Source organism: Bradyrhizobium sp. JYMT SZCCT0180 (genome assembly GCF_018130165.1).
Classification (GTDB): domain Bacteria; phylum Pseudomonadota; class Alphaproteobacteria; order Rhizobiales; family Xanthobacteraceae; genus Bradyrhizobium.
The window spans coordinates 23,878-47,322 of the sequence record NZ_JAFCLZ010000029.1; the positions used below are offsets into that span (position 1 = coordinate 23,878).

A 23,445-nucleotide genomic window follows, 5' to 3' on the forward strand; every position below is an offset into this window, starting at 1 on the left:
CGAAGCGGATGCGCATCGTCAATGCGCCATCAGATCAGGCTTGCATAGGACAGGAAGCCGACGGTCTGGCCAGGCGCGACAAGCGTGATCTCTTCGCCGAGTTCGACCAGCCCGTCGGTGTCGACCAGCGATGACAACAGCCCCGCCCCTTCGCGCGGAAATTTTATCGCCTCGAGCGCGCCATCCCCGGCCTTGCGCAGGGTGACGCGGACATATTCGCGGCGGGCGATTTTCTTCTTGTACGCGAAGGCGGCGCGAACCGGCATCGGCACCAGCTTCTGTTGCCGCGCGCCTGACAAAGCAAAAATGGTCGGCCGCACCACGTGAGCGAAGGTGACAAAACTCGCCACCGGATTGCCCGGCAGGCCGATGAACGGCGTACCGCCGATGATCCCCATCGCCACGGGGCGCCCCGGCTTGATCGCCATTCGCCACAGTACGAGCGAACCTACGCTTTCGACGCTGGCCTTGACGTGATCTTCTTCGCCGGTCGATACGCCGCCGGTGGTGAGGATCAGATCATGGGCGCCGGCAACCTTTTGCAGCGCGGCAGCGAGCGCGGTGGGTTCGTCCCTGATAATGCCGAGGTCGCTGACCTCGCAGCCGAGCCGCGCCAGCATCGCCATCAGCATGAAACGGTTTGAATCGAACAGCTGCGCCGCCGCGCGTAGCTCGCCCGGCGACACCAGCTCATTGCCGGTGGAGAACACCGCGACGCGGATGCGCCTGTTGACGCCAAGTTCGGTCAGGCCGAATGCGGCTGCCAGCGCCACATCCTGCGGCCGCAGCCTTTGTCCGGCCTTCAACGCTGCGTGGCCTGACGGGATATCCTCGCCCGCGGGACGTACATTGGCGCCGGGCTTCAGCCCGGCCGGAAGCACCACCTTGCCGTCCTCAACGCGAACATCTTCCTGCATGAACACGGTGTCGGCGCCGTCGGGCATCGGTGCACCCGTGAAGATGCGCACCGCCTCGCCCGGCTTGATCGGCGCGGAAGCGGAAGCGCCGGCCTGCACGCGGCCGGACACCGCAAACGCCTGCTCCTTGTCTTTGGGCAGATCGCGGCTCGACACCGCGTAGCCGTCGACGGCGGAATTGGTGAAAGGCGGCAGCGGCAGCGGCGCCGAAACATCCTTCGCGAGCACGCGTCCATCGGCATTGGCGAGCGCGACGGTCTCGACCTCCTGCACGGCCGTGACCCGCGCAGCGATGATGCCGACGGCCTCATCGACCGACATCATCGGACCGCCGAAGGCAAAGCAATCGTCGGACAATTGCGCCATCGCGAATTAGCTCTCCGCTTCGCTCTTTGCCAGCACCTCTTCGACCGATATCGCCGAGCGCAGCATCATCGCGGCAATCGCCTCGATATCATCGAGATGGGCGGTGGGAAGCCTGGTTTCAACCGCGGTATCGGTGGCGAGGCCGACCACGCCGGGATCATCGGGGAACAGAAACGGCTTGCCGTTGGCGGCGCGGAAAACCTCGATCTTGCGGTGCGGCTCGCGCTTGAAACCCTCGATGACGACGAGATCGACCCGCGACATCCGGGCCAGCAGTTCCGGCAGACGCGGCTCTTCGGCGCCGCGCAATTCATGCATCAGGGCCCAGCGCCGCGCGGAAGACACCAGAACTTCGGTGGCGCCGGCCTCGCGATGCCGCCAGGAATCCTTGCCGGGAATATCGACGTCGAAGGCATGATGGGCGTGCTTGATCACGGAAACCCGCAGGCCGTCTTTCAGCAAATGCGGGATCACCCGCGCCAGCAAGGTGGTCTTGCCGGCGCCGCTCCACCCCGCGAGGCCAATCACTTTCATTGCATTCTCCGCAGCCCTAGCCGGAACCGGGCTGGGCTTTCTCCTGACGTGCTTTATATCGGGTGGCAGGTAAAGTCATGCTAACCTGCGGAAATGATGAAGATCGACAAAGCCCCCGTCCCCCTGATCGTGCCCAATCCTGATGATCCCAGGCTGACCGAGCGCGTCACCGGGACCGACCAGACCGGCGCCACGGTGGAAATCAGGGTGCCGGTGGAGCGGCCGCTGACGCTGTACCTGAACGCGCAGGAGATCGTCACCATGATGACGATCGGCGACTATCCGGAATACCTCGCGCTCGGGTATCTCCTGAACCAGAACATGCTGAAATACGACGACGTCGTCACCGAGGTCGAATATGACGACGACCTGCAGGTGGTGGTGGTGCGCACCGAGCATCACACCAATTTCGAGGCCAAGCTGAAGAAGCGCACGCAGACCTCGGGCTGCGCGCAGGGCACCGCGTTCGGCGACCTGCTGGAGGCCGTGGAAAGCGTCGCACTGCCGAAGGCGGAGCTGCGTACCTCCTGGCTCTACGAGATGACGCATGCGATCAACACCATGCCCTCGCTCTATCTCGAGGCCGGCGCGATCCATGGCTGCGTGCTGTGCAAGCAAGGCACGCCGGTCTGCTACACCGAGGATGTCGGCCGCCATAACGCCGTCGACAAGATCGCGGGCTGGATCTATCGCCACGGCGTCGATCCCGGCGACAAGATTCTCTACACCACGGGACGGCTGACCTCCGAAATGGTGATCAAGACGGTGCGGATGGGAATTCCCATCCTGGTGTCGCGCTCGGGTTTTACCGCATGGGGCGTCGAGCTGGCGCGGCAGGTCGGGCTGACGCTGGTCGGGCGCACGCGCGGCAAACGCTTCATCGCGCTGTCAGGCCAGGAGCGCATCGTGTTCGACCAGAACCTTGCCTTTGTCGAAGAGGAATCGGCGCGGCACAAGCGCAAGGGCGAAGACCGTGACGACTGAACTAATCCCAGGCGTGCTGCTTGCAGGCGGCCTGGCGCGGCGGATGGGCGGCGGCGACAAGCCGATGCGCACCATCGGGGGCCGCACCATCCTCGACCGCGTCATCACGCGGCTGAAGCCGCAATGCGATGGCCTCATTCTCAACGCCAACGGCGATCCCGCGCGCTTTGCGGCGTTCGGCCTGCCTGTCATCGCGGACGGCGTCGCCGATTTTCCCGGTCCGCTGGCCGGCATTCTGGCGGCGCTGGATTGGGCCGCGGCCAACCGGCCGGAGGTCAAGTGGGTGCTAAGTGCCGCGGCGGACTGCCCGTTCCTGCCGCGCGATCTCGTGGTGCGTCTCGTTGCGGCGCTACGCGACGAGAACGCAGAGCTTGCGGTCGCCGCATCCGACGGCCAGTCGCATCCGGTGATCGGCCTGTGGAGCGTGGCGTTGCGCGAACAACTCCGCCACGCGCTGGTCGTAGAAGACGTCAGGAAGATCGACCGCTGGACCGCGCGCTACAGGCTCGCCACGGTGACCTGGCCAGTCGAACCGCTCGACCCGTTCTTCAATGCCAACACTATGGATGACATTGCGGAAGCGGACCGGCTGGCGGCGCTGGATGGGGGTTGAGCGTGCCCCGGATGCTGCGCAGCACGAAGTGATGCGCTGCTGATCCGGGGCCCATCCATCACTAAGTCGCGGCGGCGATGGGTCCCGGCTCTGCGGAGCAGCGCGAGATGCGCTGCACCGCGTCCGGGACACGATCGGAGTTCACGCCCCCCGCAAATTCACGCCGCCAGCGGCACGGTCCAGGCGTCGTAGCCATAGACCCAATCGGTATCGGTCTTTCCGCTCAGCCAGGTATTGGTTCGCGAGGTCTGCTGGATCCGCGCGGTTCGGTCCTTGCGGGTTGCCTCAAATCTTCGAAACGCATCCGGCACGCCATCGCGCTCGACGCCGTCGAGACAGCGTGACAGCACGGCGGCGTCCTCGATCGCCATGGCCGCGCCTTGCGCCATGTAGGGCGTCATCGGGTGGCAGGCGTCGCCGAGCAGCGTCACCTTGCCCTCGCCCCAGCGTTCCAGCGCATTGCGATCGACGATCGCCCATTTGTGCACGTCCGGGCACGCGGCCAACACCTGCTCGACCTGGCGATCGAAGCCCACGAAAGCCTTGCGCAATTCCCTGACGTCGCCTTTGGCCGACCACGACTCGATCCGGAATTCCGGCTCCGGCTGGCTGGTGACGAGATAGATTTCGCTGCGGTCCGGCTTGACGTAGTAGATGACGATGTGCCGGTCCTCGCCCCACCATTTGGTGCAGTCGTCGATTTTTTCGCCGCCGAGCAATGCGGCCGGATAAGTGGTTCGGTAAGCGATGCGCCCGGTAAAGTGCACCGGCGAGGTCTCAAACAATATGTCCCGCACGACAGAGTGAATGCCATCGGCGCCGATGACCGCGTCAGCGACCGCGGTTTCACCATTCGCGAAAGTGAGTCGGACGCCATCGCTGGTCTCGTCAAGCCCGACCAGCTTATGGCCGAGCTTGACGCATTCATCGGGAACGGCGCTCGCCAGCGCTGCATGCAGATCGCCGCGATGCGCCAGCAGATAGGGCGCGCCAAACTTCTGTTCGGCGCTCTCGCCAAAGATCATGTCGAACTTGACTTCGCCGGTCTTCCAATCGCGGTTATTCCAGGAGCGTGGATAGAACGACTGGCTGCGCAACTTTTCCTCGAGCCCCAGGCCGCGCAGCACCTTCATGGCATTGCAGCCGATCTGAATGCCGGCGCCGAGCCGCGCGAATTGCGAGGCCTGCTCATAGACGGTGACGTCGATGCCGACCCGGCGCAGCGCCGCGGCCGAAGGGAGGCCGCCCATGCCGGCGCCGATGATTGCAATCGAAAGACGCCGCGTCATCGCCTCCCCGCCATTTCAGGCCGGTCGGAACCCGGCTCTTTCCAGTGCCGCGCGGCCTTCTTCCGACGCCAGCGCGTCGAGAAAAGCCTGTACCGCCGCCCGCTGCTTGCGCGCCGTCACCAGCGCGAAATCATAATGCTCTTCGGCAAAGGGAATGAAACCCAGGTCGGACGCATGGGCCACCGGCGCGATGGTCATGCCCCAGTCGGCACGATGCTGCGCCACGGCGGCGGCGACCGCGTTGTGCGAGCGCGGCTGATTCCAGTAACCGTCGGGCTTCGCCCCCGCCAGCAGCCGGTCGATCAGGATGCGCGTGCCGGCGCCCTGGTTGCGGTTGACCATGATGCAGGCGGGATCGGCGAGCGCCGCACGCACCGCGGCCTCGGCGCCCAGGCCCTCGAAGCGCGCATCGCCCTTGCGGAACACGATGCCCTGCATCCGCCGCCAGCCCGGCACCAGTTCAAGTCCGTCGGTGAGATATGGCGTGTTGTAGGTTTCGGTCTTGTCATCGAACAGATGGATCGGCGCGAAATCGCATTCGCCGCGCTTGGCCGCCGCCAATCCGCCGAGGCTGCCGACCGCGATCGAACGTACCGAGAGCCCGGTGCGCGCCAGCGGCGCGGTGACAAGATCGAGCCCGGTGCAGTGGCTGCCGACGATCACGAGATCTGGCACCCGCACATGGGGCGTGAACAGCGTCACTTCGGCATCAGTGCCTGCCGGCATCTGGTCGGCCAGCGCATCGATGCGCAGAAAACCATCGGCCTGCGCGAATGAGGTGATTGCGCCCGAGCCCTTGCCGGTGGGATAGGCGATCAGACCGTCCGCTCCCTCGACCAGCGAGACCATGACGAATTCGGTACGGCCGAGTTCGGAGGCGATCCGCACCGGAATTCTGGCGCTGACCTTGGCGTCCAAACGTGGCGGCAGGCCCGCCATGCGCCGCAGCACCGGCACGATCATGTCGTGGAAGGTGAACATCGCCGAGGTCGGAAATCCCGGCAGAATCACCACCGGCTTGCCGTCGCAAACCGCGAGGCAGAGCGGCTTGCCCGGCTTCAGCGCGACGCCATGCGCAATAATGCCGGGCTGACCGAGCCGCGCGATGATGCGGTGGGTCACATCTCCCGCACCTTTCGAGGTGCCACCCGAGAGCACCAGCATGTCGCTGATTTGCAGCGCACTGCGCATCGCAGATTCAAGCTGCGCCTCGTCGTCGGGAATGGCGCCCAGAAATATCGCCTCGCCGCCGTTCTCCGATATCGCCGCGGTGACGATCGCGCCGTTGGTGTCGTAGATCGCGGCCGGCCGCAGCGGCGAACCCGGCTGCACCAGTTCGTCGCCGGTCGAGATGATGGCGACGCGCAGCGGGCGCGCGACGGCAACTTGCGCGATGCCGCAGGCCGCCAGCATCCCGATCTCGCGCGAGCCAATCATAGTGCCGGCGCGCAGCAGCACCTCGCCGCGCGCGATGTCGGAGCCGGCATAGGACACGAACTGACCGGGCGAAGCGGCGCGGCGAATTTCGATCGCGCGGGTTCCCGACGGCTGGGTGTGCTCGACCATAACGATGGCATCGGCGCCGCGTGGCACCGGACCGCCGGTCGCAATCGACGTGGCGGTTCCCGATAGCACCGGCCGCGTCGGCGCGGTGCCGCAGGCGATCACCTCGTCATTCAGCATCATCCGCACCGGCGTTGCTTCGCCTGATGAAGCGAGATCGGCGGAACGCACCGCAAAACCATCGACGTTGGAACGATCGAACGGCGGCACGTCGATCGGCGCCACGACATCTTCGGCCAACGCGCAGCCGAGTGCGTCCGCGAGCGCCCACTGCTCGCTGGGCACCGCGCGCGGAAACAGCGCGGCTTCAAACCGCGCCAGCGCTTCCTCGCGCGACAGGATGATCAAGAACTGGTCCTGATCGACGGGTTCACGGTCTTTCGGCGAGGGCGTGGTCATGCCGGCATCCATATCATTCCCGCAGCATATAGCCATCGACGCCGCTGCCTGCCGCAAATCCTTCCGCGGCGCCCGGCACGGTTAACCAAGCCTCGGCGCGGGCGATCGCATCGAGCGACAGTTCCCCGACCGCCAGCGTCACCCAGGCTCCCGCTTTTCGCTCCAACAGCACGACTTCCGCAATGCCAACCCCGGAGGCGATCTTGTGCGCCAGCGGCAGATTGAGCGTCTTGCGCGGCCGCCGCCCCGACAGCCGGTCGAGTGCGGGCAACGCCAGCGTCCACCACGCCGCGAACGCCTGATCGGGCGCGCCCGGCAGCGCGACCACGGGCGTGTTGCCGATGCGGCCGACCGCCGAGGTGCGGCCGGGCTGCACGGCGATGCCATGAGCGATGACTTCGCCGCATCGGGCCAATGCCGTCACCGTCGCGTCGGTGCGGCCGACGCCGCTGCCGCCGACAATCAGCAGCAGATCGCACGCGCCGACGTCGATCGCCGCGACAATCGATGCGGCATCGCGGCCAACAGCGGCAACGGACACCACATCGGCGCCGGCGGTGCGCGCGCTCTCCGCGATCAGATCCGACGTCACCGCGCCGCCGGGCAAATTGACGATGCGCAGGCGCGGCCGCCGCACCTTCAGCCGTTCAATTCCCGCCGCCCGCGCGATCATGAGGTCACGTGCCAGCACGCGCCGCCCGGCCTCGACCACACTGCTGCCAGCGGCAATGTCACCACCGGCCCGGCGCACACCCTGCCCCGGGATCGCTTCCGCCAGCACCTGCGGCATCGGGCCTGATAGCTCGACGGAATCGGCATCGAGCACGCAATCGCAGCCATCAGGCATGGCGTCGCCGACTTCGACCCAGACCGGCAACGCCGTCAATGGCAATGGCGAATAGGACGACGCGCCGACGAGATCGCGGGCGCATAGTGCAAAGCCGTCGCTGGCGGCGATGTCGTGCGGGGGCAGCGCGCCCAATGGCGGCATGTCGGCGGCAATACAACGCAGCGCCTCCGCTAGCGGCAGTTCCGACGGCGTTACCGGCTCGACCCCGTGCAAAAGGGCAGCGAGCGCCACATCGAGCGGCGTAAGCGAAGTCGGAAGGCGCTGTTGCGAAATCATGGCCCGCTATGCCCTGAATCGGGTCGGAAATAAACAGAACCCGATACCGCTGGCGGCCGGGCCCCCTCCTTCCGACCAAGTTGACGCCGGCTCAAATTAGTTGCAATTGGGACCAATTGGCTTTAGTTGCAGATGGGACCAATTGGCGGAAAGCAACCGCCTGAAGACACACACGGCCAACGTGCCTGTTCACAGGGAGAAGAGGGGATGCTCGTCAAAAACCTATCCATGCTTGGCGCGCTTGCGGCCGCGATGCTGGCGTCGCCTGCCGCGCTTGCGCAAGTTTCAGATGACATCGTCAAGATCGGCGTTCTCACCGACATGAACGGCCCGGCGGCGACGCCAACCGGTCAGGGCTCGGTCACGGCCGCGCAGATGGCGATCGACGATTTCGGCGGCAAGGTGCTGGGCAAGCCGATCAGCATCGTCGTCGGCGATCACCAGCTCAAGCCTGATATCGGCGGCGGCATCGCGCGGCGCTGGTACGACGTCGATCAGGTCGACCTGATCGTTGACGTTCCGGTATCGGCAGTGGGGCTGGCGGTGCAAGGCATCGCCAATGAGAAGAAGAAGCTGTTCATCACGCATTCGACCCTGTCTGCGGATTTCCACGGCAAATTCTGCTCGCCCTACGCGATGCAGTGGGTGATCGACACCCGCTCGCTCGCGGCCGGCACCGCGCAGGCAGTGGTGAAGCGCGGCGGTAACAGCTGGTTCTTCATCACCGATGATTATGCGTTTGGCCACGCGCTCGAACGCGACGCCTCCGCGGTGGTCACCGCCAATGGCGGCAAGGTGCTGGGTTCAGTGCGACCGCCGCTTGCGACCCCCGACTTGTCGTCCTTCGTGCTGCAGGCGCAGGCTTCCAAGGCCAAGATCATCGGCATCGCCGCCGGCCCGCCCAACAACATGAACGAGATCAAGACCGCCTCGGAGTTTGGCGTCTTGAAGGGCGGCCAGCAGATGGCGGCATTGCTGGCGCTGATCACCGACATCCATTCGCTGGGATTGCCGGCGGCGCAGGGCCTCTTGCTGACGACCTCGTTCTACTGGGACATGGACGACAAGACCCGCGAATGGTCGAAACGCTATTTCGCCAAGATGAACCGGATGCCGACGATGTGGCAGGCCGGCGTCTATTCCTCGGTCATATCTTATCTCAACGCCATCAAGGAGGCGGGCACCGACGAGCCGCTGAAAGTGGCGGCGAAGATGCGCGAAAAACCGATCGAGGATTTCTTCTCCCGCAACGGCAGGCTGCGCGAGGACAATCTGATGGTGCATGACCTCTGGCTGGTCGAGGTCAAGAAGCCGGAAGAATCAAAATATCCGTGGGACTATTACAAGATCCTGGCCAAGATCCCCGGCGACGAGGCGTTCGGGCCCATTGATCCGGCATGCGCGATGGCGAAGAAATAAGGCATCGCAAATATCAAACATCGTCATGGCCGGGCTTGTCCCGGCCATCCACGTCTTTGATGCGTACGAAGAAAGACGTGGATGCCCGGCACAAGGCCGGGCATGACGGTTTGGGACAAGCAGCGCCCTATTTCACCACCCCAACTTCGCGAAAGTATTTCAGCACGCCCGGATGGATCAGCTGCACATTCGGCGCAGCGGCGGCGGTGTTCACCGCCGTTGTCTCGCAGGCCTGCGGCAGTTTCTTGCACAACGCCCCTTCCGCGCCGTGCAGCGTCTTCGCCAGCCGGTACGCGACATCATCCGGCAGGCTTTCGCGCGCGAGGACAAAACTCCATGAGCCGATCGAATCGATCGCCGCCGGCTGGTTCGGGTAGCTGTTGGCGGGCACCGTCAGCGGCTTGAGAAAGGTATGCTTGGCGCGGACCTTGGCGATCTCGCCGGCGTCGGGCGCGATGAAGCGGGCGCCGCCGGGGCTTTCCGCCATGCTCTTGAAGCCGGGCCAGCCGATGCCCGCGCCCCACAGCGCCGCGGCACGGCCGTCCTGCACCATGGCCGGACCGTCGCCGGCGCGGTCGAGATAGATCGACTTGAAATCCTCGTCCTGCTTCAGCCCGATGCCGTCGAGCATGTAGCGCGACAGGATCGGCAGACCCGAGCCTTTGGCGCCGAACGCCACCGGCTGGCCGACGAGATCGCGAATGGTCTTGTAGGGGCTGTCGGCGCGCACCACGAACATGCCCGGGCTGGAATACATCGCGGTCAGGATCTTCAGCCTGGTCGGCGCCCGCCCGATGCCCATGAAGGCTTCGTAGGAAGGCTCCCCGGCCACCAGCGCGATATCGAGTCCGTCCGTCTCGAGCAACGGAATGTTCTCGCTGCTGCCCTTGGTGTTACGCGGCTCGATCGACAGTGTCGGATCGGCGGCGTTCAGGACTTCCGCGAACGCATTGCCATAGACCGGGAAGCCGCCGCCCGGTGTCGCGGTCCCAAGGCTTATTGTTGATTTTGTAATGGCCATATCTCCTGCAGTCTTGCCTCCATCTTGCGCCGCCGCGCCGCCTGCCAGCAGGAGAACGCCGGCGCAGACGATATGAGCGAGTTTCATATTTGGCCTCAAGCATGTTTCCAGGAGCAAGTCTACTCCCGAGGAATGACCAATCAACGCCAGTGGAGGTTGTAGGCAAGCTCGGGCTTTTATGAAAGCATGGGCGCAACGGTAACAAGAAAATGACGGAAAGCATAATGATCCGATTTTCGCGAAAAGCATTGCTTGGTCTGGTTTGCCTTTTGAGCTTTGCGGCCAACACCTCCCCTTCCGCCGCCGCCGACTACCCTAACCGCCCGGTGAAATGGGTGATCGGCTTTGCCGCCGGCGGCCCGGTCGATATCGTCGCGCGTATCATGAGCCAGTGGTTGTCGGACCGCTTCAACCAGCAATTCGTGGTCGAGAACCGCACCGGCTCTGGAGGCAATATCGCCGCGGCCGCGGCGATCAGTTCGCCGCCGGACGGCTACACGCTGCTGTTCGTCGCGCCCAACAACGCGATCTCGACCTCGCTCTACAAGAAACTGCCGTTCGACTTCCTGCGCGACACCGCGCCGGTCGCCAGCATCATGCAACTCACCAACATGTTCGTGGTGTCGAACGCGACGCCGGCGAAAACCGTTCAGGAGTTCATCGACTACTGCAAGGCGAACCCCGGCAAGATCTCCTATGCGTCATCGGGCAATGGCACGTCGGTGCACATGTCGGCAGAACTGTTCAAGGCGATGACCAAATGCGACATGCTGCACGTGCCATATCGCGGCTCGGCGCTGGCATTTCCGGACATCATTTCCGACAAGGTGCAGTTGATCTTCGACAACCTGCCGTCGGCGCTCGAACAGGTTCGGGGCGGCACCGTTCGCGCGCTCGGGGTCACCTCCCCGCAGCGCTGGCCGACGGTGCCGGACGTGCCCGCGATCGCCGAAACCGTGCCGGGCTTCGAGTCCGTCGGTTTTTACGGCATTTCGGTGCCGAAGGGCACGCCGCAGGAGGTCATCGATATCCTCAACAAGGCGGTCGGCGAAGCGCTGAAGGACCCCAAGCTGGTGGCGCGGCTCGCCGAGGTCGGCGGCATTCCCAAGCCGATGACACCAGCCGAATTCGGCAAGCTCGTCGCCGGCGAGACCGAGAAATGGCGCAAAGTCGTGGAATTTGCCGGCGTTTCGGTGGATTAACCCCGGCATTGCGGGATCGTCATCACCGCAATTGCGGGATTGTCATCACCGCAATCGCGGGATTGCAATCACCGCATTGCGGGATGGAGATCATCACTGTAAACGATGCCCGCACCGTTGCCGGCCGCCTCAAACGGCCGCTCGCGGCGGGGCCTGTAGCTCAATGGTTAGAGCCGGCCGCTCATAACGGTCTGGTTGCAGGTTCGAGTCCTGCCGGGCCCACCACGCTTCGCCCTTCGGGCTACGCGTGGCGCAGCCAAGCGGAGGCCGAGGGGCGAAGCGTGGTGTCCGGCGTAGCTTGAGCGAAGCGAAAGCGAAGACGGACTGGAATACTCATCAGGCGAAGGCGGGCGCGGCCGCGAGCTGCGGCTCGGCAAGCCACAGCCCCTCGGGCTACGCGTGGCGCAGCCTCGCTCATAACGGCGCGATCGCCGGCGAGCGGGAAGCTCCCCGGCGACGCATCGCCATCAGCAGAGTGCCATCCTGTTACCGCGTCAGGCGAACCACGTCCTGCCTCAGAAGATAGAACGAAACAGCGAGCAGAACGACGTCCTTCATCAGGAAGGGAACGTTCCCCGTCATCGCAGGGAATCCGCCCGCGGCAACATCCCAGCCTTCCGGCATGAACGGAATGATCGTGACCGTCGCGATGAAGGTGCCCGTCGAGCCGAGCGCGCCTAGGATGCCGAGCCGCTTGTCCCAGAAGCCTGCGAGCAGCAGGGACCCAAAGGTCCACTCCGAGACGCCGAGGAAGTAGCTGGCGCCGGCGTGGCCGAATACCGGATAGAGCCACCAGATCAGCGGCCCGTTGTCGATGAAGGGAACCAGTCGTTCGAACTCGTACAGAAACCACTTCTGGTAACCGAAGAAGAAGAACATGATCACCATCGAGGCGCGGACAACGTGGTAGTCGAGATCCTCGGCAAGCAGGCCGGACCGGTGCAGCGCACGGACAAGTGGAGATTGAGCGGTATTGGCAAGCGTGGTCATGGTCGTGATCCTTTCAGAGAGGTGTGATCTGGAGCAGTCGCTTCACGCGACCGCGGGGAAGTCGATCTCGGTGTCGTTGATGCGATTGAAGACGTTGGTGAAGACGGTGGTCGCGAAAGCCAGGCTGATCTCCACCAACTGAGCGTCGCTGTAGTCGGCCGCCTTAATCGCCGCGAAATCCTCGTAGCTGACGGTGCCGCTGGACTGCGCAAGCTTGCGGACGAAGCCGACCAGTGCATCGCGCTTGGCGTCACCGGTAGGTTGGCCCTCGCGGATCTGCTTCAGTACCTCCGGCTTCACGCCGGCTAGCTTGGCGAGGTGACTGTGGGCGGCGACGCAATAGTCGCAGCCGCCGGAGGCGCTGATGACGAGCTTGATAATCTCCTGATCGCGCTTGGTCAGGCTGCCTGCAGCGAGGACGGCATCGGCGGCGAGGACCGATTTGAGGGCGGCAGGGCCGTGCGCGGCAATGGCCGCGAACGTGTTCGGCACGCTGCCGATCGCCTGCTTGATCTCGGCATAGATCTGGCCCGACCCGCCGGCGTCGGATTCGAGGTTCGGGACTGAAAGACGTGACATGGGACGCTCCTTGGTTTCGTTGGTGAACGATTGCGGAGCGACTATAGGATCGAGATTTGAGACGTTGAATGTTACATAACCTCGATTATATGCTCTATCGTCTCAAGTATGATGCTAGGGGGCGCCGTGGATTGGCTCAGCCGGCTGTTTGAAATGATGCCGGTGCGCGGGCGGCTCGACCTGCGCTGCTCTTACGGCCCCCCTTGGCGCATCGACCAGGGGCCCGGCGAGGCCAACGAAATCCCGTACCACGCCGTGCTCGCCGGCTCCGCGATGCTGGAAGATCCGGCGGGCGGCCGACCGCTGCAGCTGAACGCCGGCGACATCCTGCTGCTTCCAGGCAACCCGCGGCACGTGATGCACGACGGCAGCGGGGCCACGCCGCTGCCGTCCCGCAACCGCGCGGCCCTCAACTTCACGATCAGCGAAAATCACGGTTCGGAGGAGCGGCTCGATCTATTGTGCGGACACTTCGCCGTCGCTCCGCCGCACGACCGCCTGCTGCGCAGCTATCTGCCGCCGCGCCTCGTCGTGCATGTCGGGCCCTTCGCCGGGCAGAAGGAAACGGCTGCGCAACTCGCGGGCCTCGTCTCGCTGATGCGGAGCGAGTCGGCGGACGATCGCATGGGCGGCCGCGCCATGCTGAACGCGCTGTCGACGGCAATGTTCGCGCTTGTGCTACGCCTCGCGAGCGAAACCCAGGTTTCCCCGCGGGGCCTTCTTGCCCTGGCCGGTCATCCCCGCTTGGCACCGGCGGTGGCCGCTCTTTTCAACGAGCCCGCACGCGCATGGTCGCTGCCTGACCTTGCGCGCCTCACCAACATGTCGCGAGCGACGCTCGCGCGGCAGTTTCAGGAGAAGCTGGGAAGATCGGCCAGTGACCTCCTGACCGACATCCGCATGACGCTCGCGGCCAACGAACTCAAGAACCCCATGCTTTCAACCGGCGCTGTGGCGGAGGCGGTCGGATATCAATCCGAAGCGGCCTTCCAGCGCGCCTTCAAGAGCCACATGGGCGTCACTCCGGCGCAGTGGCGCAAGATGCAGGAGCTGCCTGCCAGGGGCGTGTTCGCAAAGCGCGCAGCAGCTGTCGAAGGGAAGACTGAGGAAGCGAAGGGTTAGCATCCGCGCTTTGCCCCATTAGCGGCCGTTGCGTGGCGGACGATCCCGCTCCTTGGTCAGAATGCGGTCTGCTCAGCAACGCGAAGTGCAATCGCATTTCGTTGATGATCGATGGCCAGCGCTCGCCCGCTCGAAGTCGGTACCTGGTCGGTGTTTGCACAAGCTAATACTGGTCCGAAGAAACAAGGCAGGCCATCTGCTGCTCGCGACCGCTGCTTGCCTTGCCAAAGCGCGGGAAAAACGCAAGGTTCGTGCGGTTCGGATTCGGAGAGTCTCGGCCGTGTTTATTTTTTCTATTAGGACTGCTCTCCTCGCCGTCGCAGTGTCAGCTTCATCTCTTTCCAGTGCAGCTGCTTTGTCCGCGCAGTCAGAATTGTTGTGCAGCCCGGAAGGCTTAATGCGTTTGATCCCTCAGTTTAATGCAAATGGGAAATTCACAATTCCTGATCCCAACACCGACTTGCAGAGATTCCTTTCAGCGCAACAAGGTCTTTCAAATGCGATTGATATGATCTTGGCCCAGGAAAACATAAGCCAAAATCCGTCTGACGTCGGAAGCCTTCCATCCCGGCCGCTAGTATTCGCTAGCAACTGGTTATCCAGTGAAGTGGGAATACAGACAGATGGAACAAATTTGAGTTCTCCCGAGAAAGGAGGAAAGTTTGGTGGTTATCGCGTTCAGTCGTTTTTGACCGGACTTACTCCGGTGCCTTTGTCCCAAGGAAGCATTTATGCAATCAAGCAATCAAAGCCGACCTATCCGGCACTTGTTTACCCGATGCCCACGAGCCACCCTTGCGTGAACAGGCTTGTTCTAGGCGCTTACAATACTGCTGGCTCCTGGCCGACCCCGACATATGCTCTTGGTAAATATCAGCTGGATAACAATGGTCTCCCAATGCGCGACAAGCCATTGGTCACCTACTTGATCGTCAATATCTGTCTTGATCTTGGCAAGTCAGCGATGATCAAAAAACAATCGGTATTACGCCCAAGTGCAATGATCATTCTGGCGCTTCATTGGCCATGTGAGAGCTCAGAATGCGCTAATAATGGAATTGGCCATCAACATTGACCGTGCCTGAATGTCCGCCGTGGGGTCATGCCCAGCTAGCTGAGGTCGAGCATTCGCTGGCCTGGCCTTACACCCATCCCGGCGTAAACAGTCGTGGCAGCGCCAGGACCGTCCATTCCGAGAAGGCGCAGATCAGGATCACGATCAGCAGCGGGATCATCATGATATGTAGCAGCCCCTGAATCTTCGCCATCGGCACGCCACCCACGGCGCACGCCGTCATCGCGCACATGCCGACGGGCGGTGTCAGAAGCCCGAACGACTGCGTCATCACCACGATCACGCCGAGATGCACGGGATGGATCCCGACCTGCATCGCGATCGGATTGATGATGGGAACAAAGATCAGGATCGCAGGCAGGGCATCCATGAAAGTGCCCAGCAGAATGTTCAGGATGACGATCAGGAACATCACCACATACTTGTCCCGGGAAAACGAGATCATGAACTGGGTGACGATATCGGGGACCTGATAGTAGGCGAGCAACCAGCCAAACAGGACGGCTCCCGTGAGACAGAACAACACCTGCGAAAACTGCGTGACGGTCTCGCCGAACATTGCAGGCAGCTGCCGCCAAGTCAGGCTGCGAAACACGAACAACGTGATAAACAGCGAATAGACCGCCGCGACGGCCGCCGATTCCGTCGGCGTGAATACGCCGCCGATCATGCCCGCAACCACGATAATGGGCACGCCGAGCGGCCAGCTTGCCGCCTTGACGCCGTCCCAGATCGCGCGGAACCCAAGAAACTTCGGATGCTCTCGTGGAAAGTCGTATTTGATCGCAAAGAAGTGCGTCTGAATCATCAGCGACAAGCCCATCAGCACGCCCGGCAGGATGCCTCCGATCAGCAAGGCGCCGATGGAGACGTTGGCGGTCGCGCCATAGATGACCATCAGGATCGACGGCGGAATCACCGCACCCATCGTCGATGTGCAGGCTGTGAGGCAGACCGTAAAGCGCTCGTCATAGCCCCGCTTCTTCATCGCCGGGCAGAAGATCGAGCCGATCGCCGCGGCGTCCGCGGTGCTGCTGCCGGAAATGCCTGAAATGAACATGCCGACCACGACGTTTACATGCGCGAGCCCTCCGCGCAGATGGCCGACAAGGGACATGGCCAGCTTCACCAGCCGCTCGGAAATCCCGCCATCGGTCATGATGTTGCCGGCGAGGAAGAAAAACGGGAGCGCCAGCAGCGTGAATGCGTTGATGCCCGTGAACATCTGCTGCACCGCCAGCACCGTCGGCAGGTCGGCGTACCAGATGACGAACAGCGAGGAGAGAATGAGCGAGAACGAGATGGGGACGCCGATGACGAGGAGAAGGGTAAGCGAAACCATCAAGAGCGTGAGCGGATGGGTCATTGCGTTCCGGTCCAGAGACGGCGGCAGCAGCGCGTGATATCGATAACGTTGACGAGCATCATCAGTGCGCCAGCCACGGGAATAATGATGGTCGGGATGAAAAGCGTGATGCCGAGCGCGGGCGAGAGGCGCTGGAGGCTGACAACCGAAAAGTACCAGCCCTCGACTGTCATGACCCACGCTACGATCAGCATGCATATGTTGATAATGAGTTGCTGCAGATACAACGCGCGCCCATGCAGGACGCCGTCCAGCGCATCGAAGGCGAAGTGCGTCCGCCGCATCGAGACGATCGCGGTGCCGAGGAACACGCACCAGATGAATGCGAACAGCGACAGCTCCTCGCCCCAGAGGAACGACTTCGCGAACAGAAAACGCATCAGGACCTGGATGAAGACGCCCACCGTGGTGAAAGCGAGAAGCAGCGCGAGCAGCGGCAACAGCCCCTGCTCGATCCGGGCAAACAGTCGCTCAGGCCAGGGCATGCTTACTTCTTCTGGCTGCGGATGGTTTCCAGAAGCGGCACCGCCTTGATGTCGCCGGCCACCTTGTCCTGGATCGGCGCTACGAGGGCGATGAACTTGGCCTTGTCGGGCTTGGTCAGCACCGCGCCCTTGGTTTTCAGCCCCTCGACCGCCGCATCCACGAACTCATCGTCCTTCATGCGCTCGTGGACGGAGGCGTCGATCGCGGCCTGAAGGACGATCGCCTTGAGATCGGCGGGCAGCGAGTTGAGCTTGCGCTCGTTCATGAACACCGGATTGATGCCGTATTGGTGCTCGGTCTGGCTGATGTATTTCGCCGCCTCGTAGTGCTTGTTCGATTCGATCACGGCGAGACCGTTTTCGGCGGCGTCGATCACGCCCGATTGCAGCGCCTGATAGACTTCGCCAAAATTCATCGGCGTCGGAATCGCGCCGAACGCCTTCCAGATGGTGACTTCGACCGGGTTGTTCTGCACGCGGATCTTCACGTTAGTCAGATCCTCGGGACCGGCCACCGAACCCTTGCGGCTGTAGATATTGCGCACGCCGGACGTGTAGTAGCCTATCCGCTTGAGGCCGAGGCTCTTGCCGGCGACTATTGCGTCGATCTGCTCGCTGAATTTCGGATCGTTGATGACGCGTGCGACATGCGCGCGATCGTTGAACAGGTAAGAGACGCTCAGCAGGCCAAGCTCGGGAATGACGGTCGCCGCGTTGGCTGCGCTGCACGACGACATGTCGAGGGTGCCGAGGCGCACGCCTTCCAGCATCGCCACTTCCGCGCCGAGTTGTCCGGCTGGAAAGACGTTGACGCGGATGCGGCCGTTGCTGCGCTCCTCCACGAGCTTTTTGAACATCTTGTGACCTTCGTCGTACATGCTGCCGACGGGCTGGTCGTGGCCGACGCGCAGCGTGATCTCCTGCGCGGATGCGACTGCCGATGCCGCCAAAAGTGCGACGAGACCGGCAAATAGAGAACGAAAGGACGGCAATACGCTCATGTCTCTCTCCCCGGAGTGCAATGATTTGAGTTTTTTTATTTTCTTATTGATCATATGAATGGATTGCCGTCAATGATGATTCATAATATCAAACCGAATCGCGAGCGACGACCGGTCAACATCGACGGAGGATCAGCGCGATGGCGCGCAAGCAGACGCTCGGAAAAACAAAGACGAAGATTGCCAGCCGCGAACCTAAAGGCGCGCCGTCCGAGAAGCGCACGCTGCAGATCGCAAGGGCGATCGGATTGCGCATCCTGGCTGGGGATTACCAACCCGGCTCGAATATTCCCGTTGAACCCGAGCTCTGTCGCGAACTGGGCGTGAGCCGGACCGTTTTGCGCGAGGCGATCAACCTTCTTACCGCGAACGGCATGGTGACGCCGCGCGTGAAGGTAGGCACCGTGATCAATCCGCGCGCGCAGTGGAATTTCCTTGATCCGGCGCTGCTCGATTGGCTGCTGGCGATGGGCGATATCGGCCCCTTCCTGATGAAATTATCGGAATTCCGCCACGCATTGGAACCGGCGGCTGCGTCACTCGCCGCCGTTAACGCGACGTTCGAGGACTTCGAACGTTTGCATCGCGCGTATGAAGACATGGCCGCCTCGACGGATAACCTCGAGGCCTGGGTTGCCGCCGACTTCCGATTTCATCAGGCCATCTACCTTGCCACCCGCAACGAGTTTTTCTGGCCGGTCGGACGCTTGCTGGAGCCAGCGTTGATCGCGGGCTTCCGCGTCATCGGCAGCGCCCACAATCAGCAATGCCTGCCCGAACACCGTGCCGTGCGCGATGCCATCATCGCGCGCGAACCGCATCGCGCCTATCAGGCCGTCGTCGATCTCATGCGGACATCGGATTCGGATCTGGTGCAGATGCTTGCGCCCGGAAAGGAGAAAGCCGGATTAGCGAAGAAAGGGAAAATCGGATCCAAATCTCCGCGCGCTGGAGGCATTGCAAAAGCCTCCTGAATCGCACCAGGCGCGAGGCACAAACCGTCAAGGCAAAACCGGTGCCCGATCTTTCGGGACGCCTTAATGTTCGACCCGGTACAGGCGCCATCGCTCCGGCACGCCTTTCAGTCGATGAACGCCGCGATCCTTGAAGAGGATTCCCGACTGCGACATCAGATCCTTGACCGCGCTCGAGACCAGGACTTCGCCGGCACGCGCTTTCGCGGCGACGCGCGCGCCGATGTGAAACGCGAGACCGACCATCTCGGCCCCGCTCACTTTGTATTCGCCCGCATGCAGCCCCACCCTGATCTCCAGCCCCAGCGTGCGCACGGCCTCGCGGATCGCGGTCGCGCAACGGACCCCGGCAGCCGGCGCCTTGAAGGTCGCGAGCAGTCCGTCCCCCGTGGTCACGACTTCCTTGCCGCGCAGGGTCTTCAGCTCTCTGCGGACGGCGACGTAATAGTGACTCATCACCTGCGTCCAGCGGGCATCGCCAAGCCGCGCGGCTTTTTCGGTGGACCGGACGATATCGACAAACAGGATCGTGGCGAGCGCCTTTTCGGGTTCGGCGCCACGGCCGGCCGATCGGCGCCGCATCGCAATGGGGCCCGGCAGCGGTTCATAGCGATGGCTACGTCGCCGCGCGATCGCGGCTTTTGCATAGTCCATGGCACGCTGCGCCGTACCGCAACGAACGGTTTTCACCCTCGGTGGAAGCGTCCAGAAAACCTTTCGCCCATCTCCGGCGCCATGGACCTCCACGGCGCCCCACTTCAGGAAAACCGCCGAGCCAACGCGTCGAATACACCATGCCTTGGACGTGTATCCGGAAACGTTCGACTGATGGACTCCAATGCGAAGGAACTTGGGCATGAACGTGCGGCCAATCGAAAGACCGTTTGGGTCTACCAGAGGTAAAGCGTAGTCGCACATTCCTGCGTTGGCAACAGTACTTCCAATCGGGGATTTGCCGACGGCCCTCGCGTCAATTCACGTTCGCCGGGCTGCGATGTCAGCTTCGAGTCAAAGCGGTGAGAACGGCATGCCGAGGCTTCTGGCCACCGGCTCGCAGGTCAGCCGGCCCCGGTAGACGTTCAGACCAGCGCGCAAATGCGGATTCTCCAGCACGGCCGCAAATCCCTTGTTGGCGAGCGCGAGGCCAAAAGGCAGCGTCGCATTGTTCAGCGCCTGGCTGGAGGTCAGCGGCACAGCGCCCGGCATGTTGGCGACGCAGTAGTGGATGACGCCCTCCACCTCAAAGGTTGGATCGGCATGGGTGGTCGGGTGCGATGTCTCAAAGCAGCCGCCCTGGTCGATCGCGACATCCACGATCACAGCGCCCTTGCGCATCGAACCCAACATATTCCGCGTCACCAGTTTCGGCGCGCTCGCTCCCGGGACGAGCACCGCGCCGATCACGACGTCGGCGGCGAACACCTCTTCCTCAATGCTGTCGATGGTCGAGAATCTCGTGCGAGCACGCCCCTCGAACAGTTCGTCCAGTTCGCGGAGGCGGCCGATCGAACGGTCGAGAATACTGACCTCGGCGCCGAGGCCGACCGCCATGCGTGCCGCGTGCGTCCCCACGACTCCGCCTCCGATCACCACGATGCGTGCCGGCTGCACGCCCGGCACGCCCCCGATCAAGAGGCCCCGGCCTCCCGCATGCCGCCGCAAGGCCGCGCCGGCCGCTTCGATCGCAAGCCTGCCCGCCACCTCGCTCATCGGCGCCAGCAGCGGCAGGCCGCCATGGGCGTCCGTCACGGTCTCATAGGCGATGGCGGTGCATCCGGACTCGATGAGGCCCTTGGCCTGCTCGGGATCCGGTGCCAGGTGCAGGTATGTGAAGAGAATCTGGTCTTGCCGCAGCTGCGACCATTCCGAAGCTTGAGGCTCCTTGACCTTGACGATCATCTGGCTGGACGCAAACACCTCGCGGGCGGAGTCCAGCACAGTAGCGCCGGCCTTGCGATAAGCGTCATCCGTCGCGCCGATGCCGGCGCCGGCATTGGTTTCGACGACGACGCTGTGCCCCGCCGCCACATATTCGCGAACGGCCCCCGGCGTCAGACCGACACGATATTCGTGCGTCTTGATCTCCCTGGGCACCCCGACCTTCATGGCAACCTCCGCTGTATGGCACGCCTCTTTTCTAGGAGGGAACCGCGGTTGTTTCTCAGCAAACTTGCGCGCATACCGGCAAATAGTGCAGAAATTCAACGCTGCTTGGCACTATGGCGCAGGATTTTAAACATATGGACCACGACAAGATCGACATGACCATTCTCGCCGAACTCAGCGCCAACGCGCGGGTCAGTCATACCGAACTGGCGGACCGGGTGGGACTTTCGAGCACCGCGATCGCGCGGCGGCAACGCGCGCTGGAAGACGAAGGATATATCAGAGGCTATCAGGCCATCCTTGATCCGGGCCGGTTCGGCCTCAACACGACGGTGCTGGTCAGAATCGCGCTCAACAGCCAAAGCGACGAGGCGCTGAAATCGTTCGAAGCCGCCGTCGTCAACTGCCCGTCGGTGATCCGCACGTTTCTGATGTCGGGAAACGACGACTATCTCCTGATCGTGCTGGCGCGCGACATCGAAGACTTCGAGAGAATTCACCGGACCGAACTGTCGCGCCTGCCGCACGTCTCGCGCATCCAGTCGAATTTCGCCCTTCGCGAGATCATCGATCGCGCGGTCCCCCCGGCGATCTTCGGAAAACCGGGGCGTCCAGCACGGAAGCCAACCAGAAAACAGGCCGGCTAACGCAGGTAGACCCAAGCCCGGCGGGTAGCCATCGGCAACGACCCGCCGTCTTTGCGCAATACCGGTCGTTCGAGGATTGCCGTCTCGTCGGGCCCGGCGCCGTCTAGAAAAACTTTCACCGCGGTGCGGGCGCGCAGATCGATCTCGGAAAGCGTTGGTATCGCGCCGAGCTGGAGCACAGCTTCCAGGTGAATGTTGCCATAGAGCATGCCGAGAAACTGGCGGGCGCCGGCTTCGCAATCCGCAAGATCGATCTCGCCGGCCTGCTTCGCTCTTGCAAGAATTTTTGTCAGGACGGCGATGGCCCGCTTTGGGCCATGCTGCGCGTAGACCCGCGTCGCATTCGGGTAGCGGTCCGCTTCGAGGATGGCGGTGTAACAAACCTCCAGCAAGGCCGGCGTCATCATCGTCTCGAGAAGATTGCGCCCGATGATGATGAGCAGTTCCCTGAGCGGCAGGGAAAGCTGGTCGGCACTGACACTCAGTGCATTGGACGAGTACTGGCTGACGACCTTAGCGAACTGGTCGACCAGAAGCTGCTCCACGTTCTCGCGCCGCGTTGTCTTCTCGCGGAGCAGTTCCTTGTAGAGACCGTGCGGCGTCCATGTCCAACTCGGCCGCCCAAGCACGAACGCCGTGATAACAGCGCAATTCGACCAGCCGCGCATCTGGCTCGCTCTGCCCGGGACCTGCTCGCGGACGCGAAGGATATCGCCCGTCCCACCCCACCGCAGAAATTTGACGGCATCGGCCGGCGGCAGGATCGTCACCATCATGCGGGTCCACCACGGCTCCACGAGCAGCCAGCTCCCGGTGTTCGTCGGCCGCATGGCAAAGACGTGCTTATGCTTGTGATGGACGAACCGATGCCACCATTGCCGTTTCAGGCCGGGGACGAAGCAAATGATCCAGTCGACGGGCTCGACCGTCACCAGCGAGCCATGCTCGTCGGCGCAGTTGGCCAGATCCGACGGGACATCGTCGACGACCTTCAGGCTCGATGGGCTGTCGCTGCTCCGCGCCAGCAAGGACCGTCCCGCGCGGGCCGTATCAAATGGCGCGTTCATATCTGGCGCTCCTCGCGCTTGCACATCCATGCAGGAACCTTTCAACGCCGGCCTTGACGCGGTCGGCGGTTGTCCCGTTCTGGCTGGTCACAGGATTCAGCATCAATGCCTGGTAGAGCGGCTCCCTCAGCAGTCCCATCAATTGCTCGGCGCATACCTGCGCGTCCGATATCGACAGGATCCCTCTTTCATTGGTGTCCGACAGAAACTCCCGCAGCCTCCTTGTGACGATCTCCGACCCTGCCTCGTAGACCCGCCTCTTGAGAGAAGGGTTGCGCGCAACTTCGGCCATCATCATCCGGATGAAGCCGACCAGGGTGGTCGAATATTCTCGCGAGGCAACCAGGCCGAAGGCGACAAGGGTATCGCGCACATCGTCAAGGGTATTTGGACGCACCCTCCTCACCAATGGCTGCGATATGTACAGGGCTTCGTGCTCGGCAACCGCGACGACGAGATCGTCGATACCTTCGAATGCCGCCCAGATATCGCCTTCCGAATATCCGCTGCGATGAAAAATTCCATTGAGGCCGGCGGGCGTATCGCAGGGATCAGCGAGCACTGCGCTGATCGCCGACACGATGTCGGAGCGAATGTCCG

At 62.9% G+C, this 23,445-nt stretch carries 23 protein-coding genes and 1 tRNA gene; 9 read left to right on the top strand and 15 right to left on the bottom strand.

The annotated features are described in order from the left end of the window. Positions 1 to 29: 29 nt before the first annotated feature. Both JQ641_RS32770 and mobB read right to left on the bottom strand, forming a co-directional pair. Positions 30 to 1,283 carry a molybdopterin molybdotransferase MoeA gene (locus tag JQ641_RS32770; protein ID WP_212000350.1) on the bottom strand — a complete coding sequence of 418 codons (1,254 nt, stop codon included), beginning with the start codon at positions 1,281 to 1,283 and terminating at the stop codon, positions 30 to 32. Between the two features lie 6 nt (positions 1,284 to 1,289). Beyond that, positions 1,290 to 1,817 carry a molybdopterin-guanine dinucleotide biosynthesis protein B gene (gene mobB / locus JQ641_RS32775; protein WP_212000351.1) on the bottom strand — a complete coding sequence of 176 codons (528 nt, stop codon included), beginning with the start codon at positions 1,815 to 1,817 and terminating at the stop codon, positions 1,290 to 1,292. A gap of 93 nt (positions 1,818 to 1,910) precedes the next feature. On the opposite strand from mobB, the gene JQ641_RS32780 reads away from it, so the two are divergent. Beyond that, the gene (locus JQ641_RS32780; protein WP_212000353.1) at positions 1,911 to 2,801 is read left to right on the top strand and encodes a formate dehydrogenase accessory sulfurtransferase FdhD; all 891 of its coding nucleotides are present in this window, start codon (positions 1,911 to 1,913) and stop codon (positions 2,799 to 2,801) included. Continuing rightward, a complete protein-coding gene (gene mobA, locus JQ641_RS32785; RefSeq protein ID WP_349628659.1) occupies positions 2,791 to 3,414 on the top strand; it encodes a molybdenum cofactor guanylyltransferase MobA in 624 nt (207 codons plus the stop codon). Before JQ641_RS32780 ends, mobA begins: the two co-directional genes overlap by 11 nt. A 158-nt stretch (positions 3,415 to 3,572) precedes the next feature. Here the strand turns inward: mobA and JQ641_RS32790 are convergent, their stop codons facing one another. From JQ641_RS32790 to JQ641_RS32800, 3 genes are read right to left on the bottom strand one after another with little or no spacing between them, the layout of a single operon-like run. Beyond that, positions 3,573 to 4,703, bottom strand: coding sequence for an FAD-dependent monooxygenase (locus JQ641_RS32790; RefSeq protein ID WP_212000357.1), 1,131 nt, complete (start codon positions 4,701 to 4,703; stop codon positions 3,573 to 3,575). A gap of 15 nt (positions 4,704 to 4,718) precedes the next feature. Next, positions 4,719 to 6,665 carry a molybdopterin biosynthesis protein gene (locus JQ641_RS32795; RefSeq protein WP_212000359.1) on the bottom strand — a complete coding sequence of 649 codons (1,947 nt, stop codon included), beginning with the start codon at positions 6,663 to 6,665 and terminating at the stop codon, positions 4,719 to 4,721. A 13-nt stretch (positions 6,666 to 6,678) separates the two neighbouring features. Then, positions 6,679 to 7,791 (bottom strand): molybdopterin-binding protein, encoded by a 1,113-nt coding sequence (locus JQ641_RS32800; RefSeq protein ID WP_212000370.1) that lies wholly within the window; start codon positions 7,789 to 7,791, stop codon positions 6,679 to 6,681. 207 nt (positions 7,792 to 7,998) lie between these two features. Here JQ641_RS32800 and JQ641_RS32805 point away from each other — a divergent pair, with 207 nt between their 5' ends. Further along, positions 7,999 to 9,210, top strand: coding sequence for an ABC transporter substrate-binding protein (locus tag JQ641_RS32805; protein ID WP_212000372.1), 1,212 nt, complete (start codon positions 7,999 to 8,001; stop codon positions 9,208 to 9,210). 127 nt (positions 9,211 to 9,337) lie between these two features. Here JQ641_RS32805 and JQ641_RS32810 read toward each other — a convergent pair whose 3' ends face one another. Next, positions 9,338 to 10,318, bottom strand: coding sequence for a TAXI family TRAP transporter solute-binding subunit (locus JQ641_RS32810; protein WP_212000375.1), 981 nt, complete (start codon positions 10,316 to 10,318; stop codon positions 9,338 to 9,340). Positions 10,319 to 10,440: 122 nt separating this feature from the next. Here JQ641_RS32810 and JQ641_RS32815 point away from each other — a divergent pair, with 122 nt between their 5' ends. After that, positions 10,441 to 11,433 carry a Bug family tripartite tricarboxylate transporter substrate binding protein gene (locus JQ641_RS32815; protein ID WP_502755018.1) on the top strand — a complete coding sequence of 331 codons (993 nt, stop codon included), beginning with the start codon at positions 10,441 to 10,443 and terminating at the stop codon, positions 11,431 to 11,433. Between the two features lie 149 nt (positions 11,434 to 11,582). Continuing rightward, positions 11,583 to 11,658 (top strand) — tRNA-Ile (locus tag JQ641_RS32820). A gap of 261 nt (positions 11,659 to 11,919) precedes the next feature. Here the strand turns inward: JQ641_RS32820 and JQ641_RS32825 are convergent. Both JQ641_RS32825 and JQ641_RS32830 read right to left on the bottom strand, forming a co-directional pair. Then, positions 11,920 to 12,423, bottom strand: a complete 504-nt coding sequence (locus JQ641_RS32825; protein WP_212000379.1) for a YkgB family protein — start codon at positions 12,421 to 12,423, stop codon at positions 11,920 to 11,922. 42 nt (positions 12,424 to 12,465) lie between these two features. Further along, positions 12,466 to 13,002, bottom strand: a complete 537-nt coding sequence (locus JQ641_RS32830) for a carboxymuconolactone decarboxylase family protein (RefSeq protein ID WP_212000381.1) — start codon at positions 13,000 to 13,002, stop codon at positions 12,466 to 12,468. A gap of 126 nt (positions 13,003 to 13,128) precedes the next feature. Here JQ641_RS32830 and JQ641_RS32835 point away from each other — a divergent pair, with 126 nt between their 5' ends. Both JQ641_RS32835 and JQ641_RS32840 read left to right on the top strand, forming a co-directional pair. Beyond that, positions 13,129 to 14,124, top strand: coding sequence for an AraC family transcriptional regulator (locus JQ641_RS32835; protein ID WP_502755019.1), 996 nt, complete (start codon positions 13,129 to 13,131; stop codon positions 14,122 to 14,124). Positions 14,125 to 14,404: 280 nt separating this feature from the next. Beyond that, complete coding sequence (locus tag JQ641_RS32840) at positions 14,405 to 15,199, top strand: hypothetical protein (protein ID WP_212000383.1); 795 nt, start codon at positions 14,405 to 14,407, stop codon at positions 15,197 to 15,199. A 67-nt stretch (positions 15,200 to 15,266) separates the two neighbouring features. Here the strand turns inward: JQ641_RS32840 and JQ641_RS32845 are convergent, their stop codons facing one another. Genes JQ641_RS32845 through JQ641_RS32855 form a run of 3 tightly spaced genes read right to left on the bottom strand, consistent with a single transcriptional unit; the run spans position 15,267 to position 18,051 of the window. Next, entirely contained in the window at positions 15,267 to 16,565 is a 1,299-nt protein-coding gene (locus JQ641_RS32845) for a TRAP transporter large permease (protein WP_212000385.1), read from the bottom strand. Then, positions 16,562 to 17,050 (bottom strand): TRAP transporter small permease, encoded by a 489-nt coding sequence (locus JQ641_RS32850; RefSeq protein WP_212000386.1) that lies wholly within the window; start codon positions 17,048 to 17,050, stop codon positions 16,562 to 16,564. Before JQ641_RS32850 ends, JQ641_RS32845 begins: the two co-directional genes overlap by 4 nt. A gap of 2 nt (positions 17,051 to 17,052) precedes the next feature. Next, complete coding sequence (locus JQ641_RS32855; protein WP_212000388.1) at positions 17,053 to 18,051, bottom strand: TRAP transporter substrate-binding protein; 999 nt, start codon at positions 18,049 to 18,051, stop codon at positions 17,053 to 17,055. A 140-nt stretch (positions 18,052 to 18,191) separates the two neighbouring features. Here JQ641_RS32855 and JQ641_RS32860 point away from each other — a divergent pair, with 140 nt between their 5' ends. Beyond that, positions 18,192 to 19,025, top strand: a complete 834-nt coding sequence (locus JQ641_RS32860; RefSeq protein ID WP_212000392.1) for a FadR/GntR family transcriptional regulator — start codon at positions 18,192 to 18,194, stop codon at positions 19,023 to 19,025. A 63-nt stretch (positions 19,026 to 19,088) separates the two neighbouring features. Here JQ641_RS32860 and JQ641_RS32865 read toward each other — a convergent pair whose 3' ends face one another. Next, positions 19,089 to 19,883, bottom strand: coding sequence for an adenylate/guanylate cyclase domain-containing protein (locus tag JQ641_RS32865; protein WP_212000394.1), 795 nt, complete (start codon positions 19,881 to 19,883; stop codon positions 19,089 to 19,091). 150 nt (positions 19,884 to 20,033) lie between these two features. Beyond that, the gene (ald, locus tag JQ641_RS32870; RefSeq protein WP_212000396.1) at positions 20,034 to 21,131 is read right to left on the bottom strand and encodes an alanine dehydrogenase; all 1,098 of its coding nucleotides are present in this window, start codon (positions 21,129 to 21,131) and stop codon (positions 20,034 to 20,036) included. 134 nt (positions 21,132 to 21,265) lie between these two features. On the opposite strand from ald, the gene JQ641_RS32875 reads away from it, so the two are divergent. Continuing rightward, entirely contained in the window at positions 21,266 to 21,778 is a 513-nt protein-coding gene (locus JQ641_RS32875) for an Lrp/AsnC family transcriptional regulator (protein WP_212000399.1), read from the top strand. On the opposite strand, the gene JQ641_RS32880 is transcribed toward JQ641_RS32875, so the two are convergent. Next, complete coding sequence (locus tag JQ641_RS32880; RefSeq protein ID WP_212000400.1) at positions 21,775 to 22,806, bottom strand: TetR/AcrR family transcriptional regulator C-terminal domain-containing protein; 1,032 nt, start codon at positions 22,804 to 22,806, stop codon at positions 21,775 to 21,777. The genes JQ641_RS32875 and JQ641_RS32880 overlap by 4 nt on opposite strands. Before the next feature lie 22 nt (positions 22,807 to 22,828). Further along, the gene (locus tag JQ641_RS38555; protein ID WP_212000403.1) at positions 22,829 to 23,425 is read right to left on the bottom strand and encodes a TetR/AcrR family transcriptional regulator C-terminal domain-containing protein; all 597 of its coding nucleotides are present in this window, start codon (positions 23,423 to 23,425) and stop codon (positions 22,829 to 22,831) included. Positions 23,426 to 23,445 lie beyond the last annotated feature (20 nt).